We start from the raw sequence: 12,449 nt of genomic DNA, 5'->3' as shown, positions 1-12,449 counted from the left end.
TTCATCCACATATTAAGTCTTTGTCCCCTTTACATATATCTCTATTCTTAGTTTACCAAAACAGATAAAATGTTACAAAAAATAAAACAATTACTCACAACCTATCCTTGTTCACATTCTCTTCATTGTGAATCTTTTCACATTGAATATATAATAAACTTGTAAATACAATATTGGAGGGATTTCAATGATTATCAATTTTTTAAGAACTGATAAACGTGCTACTTTCATATTATTACTTTTACGTCTTTACATAGGATATACATGGCTCGCTGCTGGGATAGGCAAAGTCTTCGGACAATCTTTTGACGCAAGTGGTTTTCTAAAGGGTACTATTGCTCAAGCATCAGGTGACCACCCTGCAGTACAAAGTTGGTGGGCAGATTTTCTTCAACATTTTGTCCTTCCAAACGCAGACCTATTTAGCTTTTTAGTTCAATGGGGAGAAATTTTAGTAGGTCTAGGTTTAATTTTAGGCGGATTAACAAAAACAGCTGCATTTTTCGGAATCATAATGAATCTTTCATTTTTATTAAGTGGAACTGTTAGTGTAAACCCAAACCTGCTTATTTTGACTATATTCATTTTAGTTGCAGGGCAGAACGCTGGACGTATTGGATTAGATGGCTATATTTTCCCTAAACTTTTCCATAAAAACAACCACGGAACATATAAATTAAGTAAAACTGCGTAGTAACAGTTTACTTTTAAAATATAAATAAGAAAAAGAGCCTGAGTATAGACTCTTTTTCTTATTTATCCTAATTTAAACTTTTAACGAGCCACGAAAACCTCTGGCAGCATAGTAAGAGTCTGCTCCATTGTGGTACACGAAAACATGTCCGAAGCGATAATCGCAAAATAGAGCACCACCGAGTTCTCGAATATCTGAAGGTGTTTGTACCCAGCTTGATGATTTCATGTCGAAATCCCCAAGTTTTTGCAATTCCCGATATTGTTCTTCAGTTAATAGTTCAATGCCCATAGCATTTGCAACATCAATAACGTTATTTTCTGGTTTATGTTTTTTTCTTGATTCTAACGCTTCAAGATCATAACAAAGACTCCTGCGGCCTTTAGGACTCTCCTTTGAACAATCATAGAAAGTATACTCGTCCTTTTCTTCATCATAACCAACAACATCCGGCTCACCGCCAGTTACTTCCATTTCATTAAGTGACCACAATTTTTCATTATTAGTAGTCAGCTTCGCTTCAACTTTAGCCCATTCAAGACCTTCATGGCGGTTCATGTTTTTCTCAAAACGAGCTTTCAATACTTTCAATAACTCTTCACGTTTTTCTACTAGTAAGTCATTTTTATTTCCTGTCATATTAATCCTCCCTGATATGTGTACGGATAGTAGTTTAAGTATATATTTTATAATAAATCATCTCAATATGAAGAGCGTTTCAACCTTATGTCTTTTACAAACATCCATTATAAAGTCCTAAAACCCTCTACACTCTCTCCAAGAATATAGTGTGAAAACCACATCAAATTCTGCTTCATAATAGCTACATTCATTCCCGGCTGATTAGGACTATATGCCATTCCTTTAAATATAATTAATTCTGTATCAACTTCCATATCCTTTAATCCTTGATATAGATCATATGCATTTGTAATTGGAATTCTTGCATCCTTTTCCCCATGTTGAATTAAGGTAGGCGTACAAGCTGATTTAATATACGTCATAGGTGATGTCTTCGTATATATCTCTCGATCATTCCATGGGGTATTTCCTAAATACATTCTAATAAAATAAGGGATATCTGTATTTACATAATGAGTACTCCAGTTCGTGATTCCGCCTCCAACTGAAATAGCTTTAAACCTGCTACTAAATGTAGAACAGAAAGCTGATATATATCCTCCGTTACTCCATCCCATAACTCCTACTTTATCATTATCTACAATCCCTTGATCAACTAGTTTATCCACCCCTGATATAACATCATCATAGTCAGCGATTCCCTGTTTTCTATAGTTTGCTTTTAAAAATTCATTACCATAACCAGAACTTCCTCTGTAGTTTGGCTCTAAAACGATAAAGCCTTTTTCGATAAACTGTTCAATCGGATATTTCTCATTGAAGCAGTCTGAAAATATCGGAAAGGATGCCCAAGCCGGACCGCCGTGAATTACTACTAATAAAGGATATTTTTTATTTACGTCACACTCTACTGGCGTTGATAAAACACCTTCTATTTCAAGACCATCACTACTTTTCCATGAGATGATTTCCCTGTTACTTTTAAGTTTCCCTTTGAAAAAGTTATTTTCATCCGTTATTTTTTTATCGTCTAAATAGATTTCAAAGGTTTCATTTGTTATAGCCTTATTATAGGATATATGTTTTCCATCCTTTGTTATAGAAGCATCCATTATAAAGCCATCTACTTTTTCGCTTAATGCTTCTACAGTACCATCTTCAGCTAGTAATCCAATACGATAATTCGTTTTATCCTGCCATCTAATTAAAATTCCTTTAGCTGTCCACTGTAATGGCATAACAGTACTATCAAAATCTGTTACAGGTTGAATTACCTCTCCTGTATTTATATCATATACCTCTAACGTACTGTCTTGTATATGGTTTCTATAGTAATCCTTCTCTCTTATACTTGCTGTGTAACATATTTTACTGCCTTCAGGAGAAAAGCAGACGCTACCGCCCAACAACTTATCCACATTCAGCTTTTGTAGCTCTCCAGCTTTAGTATGGAGTATGTATAAATCTCCATTTATATAATCCGCCATATTTGAGCTTGGTGTCGCCATAAACACAATCTTCTTCCCATCATTTGAAATATCAAATTCATGGATATGAAAATCCTTACCATCAGTTAATTGATAAACAACTCTTTTCTCGTGTTCATATGTATCACTTTGTATCACCTTTTCTATTTCAATGTAATATAAACAATTATTCTGGTGTTCCTTACCTATATGTTGAAACTCTCCATATAGATCCCTACGCTTCTTTATCTCCACACATTCTTTTGACTGCGTAACATAATAAAGACCCTTGCCAGTAGGACCCCATTTGAATGTACTGACTCCTTCTTTCTCATCAGTAATTTGAACCCCTTCATAACCATCTAGTGACTTAACAAAGATCTGATTTTTCCCATTACCAACGGGGCTAAGATATGCTATATCCCTAGAATTTGGAGACCATAATGGGCATGTACTTTCTATATCTCCATTTATCAATAAACAACTCTGTCCCTTTTCTTTTCCATATATCCATACATGATTCCTATATGTATTGTCTTTCCAGTTAGCCGTCTTCTTAACAAACGCTACGTTTTTACCATCATCACTTATGTTTGTACTTGATAAGGTTGGTAATGAAATAATCTCTTCTATACTTAGATATGTTTTTTTATTCACTTTCATCAATATCCCCCCTTGAAATGTCCATAAATCTCTCGTCTCTTTTTGTCGTAATAAAGGAGATTTTTCACAGATACTTAAAATGATAACGGAAAATTCAGATAAATAAAAGTAAAACATTAATCTATAGGGTTCTATCCACTTACCAATTCTAGATGTTCTTTTTCGGCACAAAAACACCCCTTTAGATAAAATATCTAAAGGGGTGCAAATTTGTAAATTTATTTTAAAGCTATAACTATATTTATTAACCTACCAATCTCCTACTCAACAGTAACAGATTTAGCTAAGTTACGTGGCTTATCAACGTCACACTCGCGGTGAAGTGCTGCGTAGTATGAGATAAGTTGTAATGGAATAACTGCTACTAGCGGTGCTAGTGCTTCATGGACAGCTGGTAATACGAAGCTGTCACCTTCCATTTCTAAGCCTTTCATTGAGATGATACATGGGTTAGCACCGCGTGCTACTACTTCTTTCACGTTACCACGAATTCCAAGGTTTACGTGCTCTTGTGTAGCAAGTGCGATAACTGGTGTACCATTTTCGATTAAAGCGATTGTACCGTGTTTTAACTCTCCTCCAGCGAATCCTTCTGCTTGGATGTAAGAGATTTCTTTTAGTTTTAACGCACCTTCTAATCCTACGTAGAAGTCTACGCTACGTCCGATGAAGAAACAGTTACGCGTTGTTGCTAAAAATTGTTTTGCTAATGCGTCCATTTCTTCTTTTTGATCACAAAGTTCTATCATTGCATTTGCTACAAGTCCTAGTTCGTGTGTTAAATCGAAATCAAGAACTTCACCTTTTGCTTTAGCAATATCAGCTGCTAAAATTGAAAGTACTGCAAGCTGTGCTGTGTAAGCTTTCGTTGATGCAACTGCAATTTCTGGTCCAGCGTATAATGGAAGTGTATAATCAGCTTCACGAGAAAGAGTAGAACCAGGCACGTTTGTAATTGTTAATGCTTTATGACCCATTTCATTTGTTTGTACAAGTACTGCACGGCTATCAGCTGTTTCACCACTTTGTGAAATGTAAATGAAGAATGGTCTTTCTGTTAATAATGGCATGTTGTAAGAGAATTCACTTGCTACATGTACTTCAACTGGCATTTTTGCAAACTTCTCGATAAATTGTTTTCCAACAAGACCTGCATGATAACTCGTTCCACATGCAATGATGTAAATACGATCGCTATCTAAAATCGCATTGCGGATGTCTTGATTTAATTCAATTTCGCCATTTTCATCTTGATACTTTTGAATTATATTACGGATTACAAGTGGTTGCTCATCGATTTCTTTAAGCATGAAGTGAGGATATGTTCCCTTTTCAATATCACTTGCGTCTAATTCCGCTGTAAAAGGTGCACGTTCAATCGTTTCACCTTGTAAGTTTTTAATTGTAATACTTTCTTTCGTTACGATTACGATTTCTTTATCCATTAACTCAATAAATTGATCTGTAACTTGTAACATCGCCATAGCGTCGCTTGCCACAACATTAAAGTTGTCACCAACACCTACTAATAGCGGGCTTTTGTTTTTAGCAACATAAATCATGTTTGGATTTTCAGCATCAAGTAATCCGATTGCATAAGAGCCATGTAAAAGAGATAGCGTATTACGGAACGCTTCTTCTACACTTAATCCTGTGCTCACTTGTTGTTCCATAAGCTGTACGATAATCTCTGTATCTGTTTCACTTACGAACGTTACATCTTGTAAATATTCCTTTTTCACTAATTCATAGTTTTCAATTACACCGTTATGAACTAGTGTAAAGCGTTTTGATGTACTTTGATGCGGATGCGCGTTTACTTTACTTGGAACACCGTGTGTAGCCCAGCGTGTATGTCCGATACCTACGCTTGCTGCTACGTTCTCATCTACGATTTCACGAAGTTTTGCGATACGGCCTTTTTCTTTGTATACAACAACACCGTTCTCTGCTTGTACTGCAATACCTGCTGAATCATATCCACGATATTCTAGCTTTTCTAAACCTTTTAATAAAATTTCCTTTGCATCTTGCTCTCCAATAAATCCTACGATTCCACACATGTTTAGTCGCCGTTACAAATGCTTACACTGCTCTGCGAACATGTAACGACATAGTCCGATACCATTTTTATTTATACTAAAAAACGGATTACATATTGCTAGCCCTGTAAGCTTGTAACGGCTTTCACCTTCCTCTCGATTGGGTTTAAGTCCGTATATACTTATACAGCTAGTTTTCATCCGTTCCTCTTCTCTCATCACACTTTCACCTTTGTCCACTAAGTCACCTTAATGATTTAAGTAAAAGTTTGCGGTTGTGATGAACAACCGGGAGTCATCCGCCGAAATCTCGATAAACCCCACCTCGTCAACTACACTATTTGTAGTTCTGGCGCTTTTATAATTTACAATATTTCCTTTGAGAAAAAGAACAAGACCATCTTATAACAAACATGGATAAACCGTCAATGAAATTTTTTTCATCGTCTATAAAACATATGAAAAAGGAGCACTTATTGTGCTCCTTTTTCATATAAATTCAGCTAATTATTCAGCGCCAACTTCAGCTTTCACAACTTCTACAATGCGATGTACAAATGCATCACAAACTTCTTGTGTTGGTGCTTCTGCCATTACACGAATAAGTGGCTCTGTTCCAGATGGACGAACAAGAATACGGCCATCACCGTTCATTTCTTCCTCTACAACACGAATAATTTCTTTAATTTTTTCATTTTCTAATGCTAATTTTTTATCTGTTACACGAACGTTTACTAGCAATTGTGGGAATTTCGTCATTTCTCCTGCAAGCTCAGATAATGGTTTTTTCGTCATTTTCATGATGTTTACAAGTTGAAGTGCACTTAACATTCCGTCACCAGTTGTAATGTAATCAAGTAAGATAATATGGCCTGATTGTTCTCCACCTAAGTTGTAACCACCGCGTTTCATCTCTTCCATTACGTAGCGGTCACCAACTGCTGTTTTATCGCTTGTAATATTGTTTGCTTCAAGTGCTTTGTAGAAACCTAAATTACTCATAACAGTTGAAACAACTGTATTATGTTTTAATTGACCAGTTTCTTTCATGTATTTCGCACAAATAAACATAATTTGATCACCGTCAACGATGTTTCCTTTTTCGTCTACAGCAATTAAACGGTCGCCATCGCCATCAAAAGCAAGTCCGATGTCAGCACCTTTTTCTTTTACTAATTCAGCCAATACTTCTGGATGTGTAGATCCTACACCTTCGTTAATATTCATACCGTTCGGTGAAGTCCCCATTGTTGAAATATCAGCTTCTAAATCTGCAAATAAGTATGGAGCTAAAGAAGATGTGGCACCATGTGCACAATCTAAAGCGATATGTAGGCCAGAGAAGTCTTCTTCAACAGTTTGTTTAATGTATTGTAAATATTTTTGTCCACCTTCAAAGTAATCGCTCACTTGTCCAAGGTTAGTACCTGTTGGACGTGGTAGTTCATCAACTTCTTTGTCTAATAAAGCTTCAATTTCAGCTTCTTGCTCATCTGTTAATTTAAAGCCGTCTGAACCAAAGAATTTAATACCGTTATCTTGTACTGGATTATGAGATGCAGAAATCATAACACCCGCTTGTGCGTCTAGTGCTTTTGTTAAATAAGCAACACCCGGTGTAGAAATAACGCCAAGGCGCATTACTTCTGCTCCAGTTGATAATAGACCTGCTACTAAAGCTCCTTCTAACATATGGCCAGATACACGTGTATCACGACCGATAATTACTTTTGGACGATCTGTATCTTTTGTTAATACATAACCACCAAAACGCCCAATTTTGAAAGCTAATTCAGGTGTTAACTCCTTATTTGCAACTCCGCGTACTCCATCTGTACCAAAATATTTACCCATTATGATTCGCTCCTTTTTCTTGCTCTTTTTGATTATGGTTATCTACTGTTGGTTCTTGACTAGTTTCTTTATCTTTATCTTGATTTTGGTTTTGATTATTTTCCTGTTCCGTTTCCTTTTCTGGATCGGGTTCAGGATTTTTTGGCTTCTCATTTTGATTTTCTTGATTGGTGTTTGAATCCGGTTGTTGACCGTTACCCTGTACTTCTTTATCTGGTTTTTCTTTCTTTACAATAGTAACTTTAGCACTTTTTTGTTTTGGCTCTATTGAAATATTACCAGGACCACTCACTTGAATAGAAATATCTTTCGTCCCTGAAGATACATTTTGCAGATTAATTACCGCTGTTATTTGAGCAGCTGTTATTTTATCTACTATACTTGCTTCTCCTGAAATATCAACACTTATCTTTTCATCTTGCGGCGAAATTAGCTGAGCCGTAACATCTTTAGAAAGTCCATTTTTTTGGATTGGGATACCATCAATCGTTTTTGTTTTCGTTTGTTTTGTTTTTTGTACTCCCACCGAAACCTTCACTTGATTCGGTTTTGCACTTGTTACACCCTTGGGTAATAAAACAGAGGCATCGAATGTTGTAGACTCTGTCAATTGACTAAAATCTACTTCGACCCCCTCTAGCGATTGTATATTATCCAAAATATCTTTTGGACCAGCTATCGTTACTTCTCTCGGCTCGACACTGATATTTGTAACTGCCAACCCTTCTGCTAAACTCCCCTTCTTCGTATACGTTACAGGAACAGTTTTTTCAGTATTATTGGCTGTAGTTTGCGTTGCCACATTCAACGTTACACTAATCTTAGATGGACTTGTTCTTACATTTAAACGTTTTCCTTCTTTATTGTATAATGTAACTTCGGGCGTTTTTGTAACAGTTTTATTAACACCTTTTAAATCAACATACGCTTTGGCAGATGAAATGCTTTCAATTTCTTCTTTCGTCCCAACTACCTCAACAGTATCCGGTTTAAGGCTTGATTTTTCGAGAGTAGCCCCCGCTGGCATCTGATCCTCATTTGATAATTTCAAATCTACATGAACATATTTTCTCGCCTTTTCATGAAGAGTAACTTTAATTGTTGATGGCTGAACTGTTCCTTTCACATCATCTGGAAGCCCGTTCGTTTTTAAAGAAATCTCATAAGTTCCTTTTGGACTATCTCGCAAATCAATTGGTATGTCAAATTGTTTTTTTGCTTTTACTGTAGCAACTGATGCTTTTGGGCCTTCTAACTTCACCTTAACGCCCTCTGCTGGAATACCACTTACAATATATTTCTCCTCATCATACTTAAGGTTAATCGCATAATTAGTTAATGTTTCTTTCGTATCATTTGCAAAAGGTAATATACCTGATGTCGTATTTTTTTCAGTTAACGTCGCTGACATAAAAAGCATACACGCCAATAGTAATGAGATCCCTTTTAAAAACCAATGATTCTCCATTAACTTATCCATGACGCTTTCTCCTCCAATTCCATAAAGACGAAGAAGTCGTTTTTTCGTTCCCACTAAATTCAGCTAATAACATATCCTTCAGCTGTTCTGTCTTCAAATCACGATGCAACTTACCATTTTTCGTTAAAGAAATTTGACCAGTTTCTTCAGACACAACTACTGTAATACTATCAGTAACTTCACTAACTCCCATTGCAGCACGATGTCTAGTTCCTAATTCTTTAGAAATAAACGGACTTTCTGATAATGGAAGATAGCATGCTGCTGCTTTAATTGTACTTCCTTGCATAATTACCGCTCCGTCATGAAGAGGTGTATTTGGAATGAAAATATTAATAAGTAATTCCGATGATACGTTTGCATTCAGCGGAATACCCGTTTCCACATAATCACCCATACCGGTCTCTTTTGACAAAGTAATTAATGCACCAATTCTACGTTTCCCCATATATTCGGTTGCTTTTGCTATCGCTGTTGCAACCATTTCAGGTTCATCATCCTCATGCGGTCCACCACGCGAAAATAAACTCCCGCGCCCTAGCTGCTCAAGTGCTCTTCGCAATTCTGGCTGAAAGATAATAATAACGGCTAAAAATCCCCATGTTAATACTTGTTCAGTTAGCCAAGATAACGTATGCAATTCAAGGAAAATACTAATCATCTTAACGACAATGATAACTGTAATCCCTTTTAAAAGTTGAACAGCTTTCGTCCCTCGGATTATGAGAATCAGCTTATATATAATAAACCATACAATGGCAATATCTAATGCCGTACTAAGATATTTCAAAATGGTCGTATCTTCAAAAGGCATGCTATCCCTTCCTCCTACTTACGAGCAATTCTATCCATATATTGAAATATTGTTTTATGCTCTATCTGTATGTATTTCCAACAACTAGTTAATTATACCATACATGAAACAAACGACAATTACAAACAACCCCCTTTAGCTCAAATTGGTAAGATGTCAAACATTTTTATCTTACAGTATAATATAAATCATTATTATACGCCTATTTTCAAATAAAAAAAGCAACTTCTCAGTTGCTTTTCTTACATTTATTTTAGTTTTTCACCGAATAAAGAACCCATTAAAGCAACTGCTGTTGTTGCCGTTCTATTTCTCTCATCTAAAATCGTATTTACCTCAACAAATTCAGCAGATGTGATAATATCAGCTTCCGCTAACATTTCCATCGCCAAGTGGCTTTCACGATAAGATAGACCACCAATTACAGGCGTTCCAACACCTGGTGCATCATGAGGATCAAGACCATCTAAATCTAATGATAAGTGTACACCATCAGTATGAGATAAATATGCGATTGTTTCTTCCATAACAGCCGTCATCCCCATACGATCAATTTCATGCATCGAGAACACTTTAATACCTTCATTGCGAATGAAGTCTTTTTCTCCTTCATCTAATGCACGCGCACCGATAATTACAACATTCTCTTTTTTCACCTTTGGATATGCTCCGTATAAATCTACAAGTGAAGAATGTCCATAACCTAAACTTGCTGCAAGTGACATACCGTGAATATTTCCAGATGGTGAAGTTTCCTCTGTATTTAAATCACCGTGTGCATCATACCAAATAACACCTAAGTTTTTATAATGTTTGGCTACACCAGCTAATGTACCGATAGCAATACTATGGTCACCACCTAATACAAGTGGAAAACGACCTTCTTCTATAATATGATCCACCTTACTTGCTAATTCATTACATACAGTTGCAACTTGTGTAAGGTTTCTTAATTTTGTATTTTCATCTACCTCTTTTTCTCTCTCTATACATATATCTCCCATATCCTTAACGTCATATCCAATTTCTTCAATTCTTTCAATTACCCCTGCATAACGGATCGCGCTCGGTCCCATATCAACTCCACGACGCATCTGTCCTAAATCCATTGGAACTCCAATAACTGAAATTTCTTTTTTCATAGATAGTATCCCCCTTTTATGCCTTCACTAAATATTTTAAATCTTTTATATAGTCTGACTCAACTCGACATTTTTTTGTATGGATATACAATTTATTCACTTATATTCACGTTGAAAATCAAATTTCAAGACTATCCTATGTATAAAGTTAACTTAATGAAACAATCGCAATCACTATTATCAAATAATAATAATAAAACACTCCTACATTTAGAAGTGTTTTTCTGACGCTATTTTCCATACTGCTGCAATATTCTTCGTTGTCATTTCAATATTTTCTTCTGCTACTCTATATGCTTCTTCTAGTGTCATCGGTCTTGTTGTAATACTAAATACCGCATCTATTCCTTTCTCGTAAACAGCTGGATAATCAGATGATACAGACCCTCCAATAGCAATTACAGGCACAGAAAAACGTTTCGCACGCCCCGCAACACCAACAGGAGCCTTCCCATATGCAGTTTGTTCATCTATTCTACCTTCACCAGTTATAATGAGATCTGCATCTTCTATATGTTTATCGAAATTTGTATAATTCAATACAATTTCAATGCCCCTTCGCAAGTCTCCCTTTAACACTGAAATAACAGCCGCTCCCATTCCTCCTGCTGCCCCTGCACCAGGTATTTCAGATACATCAAAAGATACATATCGTTTAAGGATATTCGCGTAATGTTTTAAATTCTCATCTAGCTCTTTCATCATCTCTACATTCGCACCCTTTTGTCTCCCAAATACGAAAGATGCCCCCTGCATTCCGACTAATGGATTATCCACATCACAGGCCGCTTCTATCTTTACTCCCTTTAAGCGTGGGTCCAGTTGTGAAAAATCAATAGCATCAATTGAATGTAATGCGCCTCCAGATGGATCTATTACTTCACCCTTGTCATTTATAAATCTTACTCCTAAAGCTGCTAACATACCTGCCCCACCATCATTTGTAGCACTTCCTCCAAGTCCTAAAATTATGTACCCCACTCCTTGATCTAGCGCATGTAATATAAGTTCTCCTGTTCCTTTTGTCGTTGTAATAAGTGGGTTGCGCTTTTCAACTGGAACGTGCTGTAATCCTGATGCTGCTGCCATTTCAATAAACGCTGTCTTTTTATCTTTAGAAATGCCATAAAAAGCTTGTACACCTTCTCTAAGCGGTCCTGTCACACTAATTGATATAATTCTCCCCCCTGTAGCATCAACAAGTGATTCAACCGTCCCTTCTCCTCCATCTCCAATTGGTATTTTCACATACTCTGCATTAGGAAAAATCGCTCTAAAACCTCTTTCAATAGCTCCACATACTTCTATAGCTTTTAGGCTTTCTTTATATGAATCAGATGCAATAACAACTTTCACAATTATCCCCCCATCCCTTATTTTTACGTTTTCTTCATTTTAAACGATAAATATAAAAGTTGTCTTTTTAAACACAAAAAAGCTTACATCGTATGATGTAAGCTTTTTCTATTTAGATGGAGCCTAGCGGGATCGAACCGCTGACCTCCTGCGTGCAAGGCAGGCGCTCTCCCAGCTGAGCTAAGGCCCCTTAGTAATAAAGCGGAAGACGGGATTCGAACCCGCGACCCCAACCTTGGCAAGGTTGTATTCTACCACTGAACTACTTCCGCGAAAATGGTGAGCCATGAAGGATTCGAACCTTCGACCCTCTGATTAAAAGTCAGATGCTCTACCAACTGAGCTAATGGCTCGTA

General features: G+C 36.5%; 10 protein-coding genes and 3 tRNA genes. 1 reads left to right on the top strand and 12 read right to left on the bottom strand.

The annotated features are described in order from the left end of the window. Positions 1-187 precede the first annotated feature (187 nt). Positions 188-694 carry a DoxX family membrane protein gene (locus DOS87_RS01215; protein ID WP_208730195.1) on the top strand — a complete coding sequence of 169 codons (507 nt, stop codon included), beginning with the start codon at positions 188-190 and terminating at the stop codon, positions 692-694. A gap of 72 nt (positions 695-766) precedes the next feature. Here the strand turns inward: DOS87_RS01215 and DOS87_RS01210 are convergent, their stop codons facing one another. From DOS87_RS01210 to DOS87_RS01155, 12 genes are all read right to left on the bottom strand, one after another. After that, complete coding sequence (locus DOS87_RS01210) at positions 767-1,333, bottom strand: DUF4256 domain-containing protein (protein ID WP_000147385.1); 567 nt, start codon at positions 1,331-1,333, stop codon at positions 767-769. Positions 1,334-1,440: 107 nt separating this feature from the next. Continuing rightward, entirely contained in the window at positions 1,441-3,405 is a 1,965-nt protein-coding gene (locus DOS87_RS01205; protein ID WP_142326511.1) for a S9 family peptidase, read from the bottom strand. A 260-nt stretch (positions 3,406-3,665) separates the two neighbouring features. Beyond that, on the bottom strand, positions 3,666-5,468 hold the full coding sequence (gene glmS / locus DOS87_RS01200; RefSeq protein WP_000334155.1) for a glutamine--fructose-6-phosphate transaminase (isomerizing): 1,803 nt from the start codon (positions 5,466-5,468) through the stop codon (positions 3,666-3,668). 12 nt (positions 5,469-5,480) lie between these two features. Continuing rightward, entirely contained in the window at positions 5,481-5,666 is a 186-nt protein-coding gene (locus DOS87_RS01195) for a hypothetical protein (RefSeq protein ID WP_001206405.1), read from the bottom strand. Positions 5,667-5,954: 288 nt separating this feature from the next. After that, the gene (glmM, locus tag DOS87_RS01190) at positions 5,955-7,301 is read right to left on the bottom strand and encodes a phosphoglucosamine mutase (RefSeq protein ID WP_000521478.1); all 1,347 of its coding nucleotides are present in this window, start codon (positions 7,299-7,301) and stop codon (positions 5,955-5,957) included. Then, on the bottom strand, positions 7,294-8,781 hold the full coding sequence (locus DOS87_RS01185; protein WP_000359605.1) for a CdaR family protein: 1,488 nt from the start codon (positions 8,779-8,781) through the stop codon (positions 7,294-7,296). Before DOS87_RS01185 ends, glmM begins: the two co-directional genes overlap by 8 nt. Further along, complete coding sequence (gene cdaA, locus DOS87_RS01180; RefSeq protein ID WP_001115692.1) at positions 8,774-9,595, bottom strand: diadenylate cyclase CdaA; 822 nt, start codon at positions 9,593-9,595, stop codon at positions 8,774-8,776. The genes DOS87_RS01185 and cdaA overlap by 8 nt, the downstream gene beginning before the upstream one ends. Positions 9,596-9,843: 248 nt before the next feature. Beyond that, positions 9,844-10,737 (bottom strand): arginase, encoded by an 894-nt coding sequence (gene rocF, locus DOS87_RS01175; protein WP_000711565.1) that lies wholly within the window; start codon positions 10,735-10,737, stop codon positions 9,844-9,846. 210 nt (positions 10,738-10,947) lie between these two features. Next, complete coding sequence (locus DOS87_RS01170; protein WP_000869593.1) at positions 10,948-12,093, bottom strand: glycerate kinase; 1,146 nt, start codon at positions 12,091-12,093, stop codon at positions 10,948-10,950. Positions 12,094-12,210: 117 nt separating this feature from the next. Then, positions 12,211-12,283 (bottom strand) — tRNA-Ala (locus tag DOS87_RS01165). 10 nt (positions 12,284-12,293) lie between these two features. Further along, positions 12,294-12,365, bottom strand: a tRNA-Gly gene (locus DOS87_RS01160). A gap of 5 nt (positions 12,366-12,370) precedes the next feature. Further along, positions 12,371-12,446 (bottom strand) — tRNA-Lys (locus DOS87_RS01155). Positions 12,447-12,449 lie beyond the last annotated feature (3 nt).

Source organism: Bacillus sp. CR71, from assembly GCF_003429245.1.
GTDB lineage: Bacteria > Bacillota > Bacilli > Bacillales > Bacillaceae_G > Bacillus_A > Bacillus_A thuringiensis_S.
The sequence above is the reverse complement of the archived record's forward strand: the minus strand, read 5'-3'. Positions and strand labels throughout refer to the sequence as shown.

What these genes read in the sequence shown, in the direction of transcription:
- DOS87_RS01215 (WP_208730195.1), top strand. Translation starts at nt 188, where the DNA reads ATGATTATCAATTTTTTAAGAACTGATAAACGTGCTACTTTCATATTA.
- DOS87_RS01210 (WP_000147385.1), bottom strand. Translation starts at nt 1,333, where the DNA reads ATGACAGGAAATAAAAATGACTTACTAGTAGAAAAACGTGAAGAGTTA.
- DOS87_RS01205 (WP_142326511.1), bottom strand. Translation starts at nt 3,405, where the DNA reads ATGAAAGTGAATAAAAAAACATATCTAAGTATAGAAGAGATTATTTCA.
- glmS (WP_000334155.1), bottom strand. Translation starts at nt 5,468, where the DNA reads ATGTGTGGAATCGTAGGATTTATTGGAGAGCAAGATGCAAAGGAAATT.
- DOS87_RS01195 (WP_001206405.1), bottom strand. Translation starts at nt 5,666, where the DNA reads ATGAGAGAAGAGGAACGGATGAAAACTAGCTGTATAAGTATATACGGA.
- glmM (WP_000521478.1), bottom strand. Translation starts at nt 7,301, where the DNA reads ATGGGTAAATATTTTGGTACAGATGGAGTACGCGGAGTTGCAAATAAG.
- DOS87_RS01185 (WP_000359605.1), bottom strand. Translation starts at nt 8,781, where the DNA reads ATGGATAAGTTAATGGAGAATCATTGGTTTTTAAAAGGGATCTCATTA.
- cdaA (WP_001115692.1), bottom strand. Translation starts at nt 9,595, where the DNA reads ATGCCTTTTGAAGATACGACCATTTTGAAATATCTTAGTACGGCATTA.
- rocF (WP_000711565.1), bottom strand. Translation starts at nt 10,737, where the DNA reads ATGAAAAAAGAAATTTCAGTTATTGGAGTTCCAATGGATTTAGGACAG.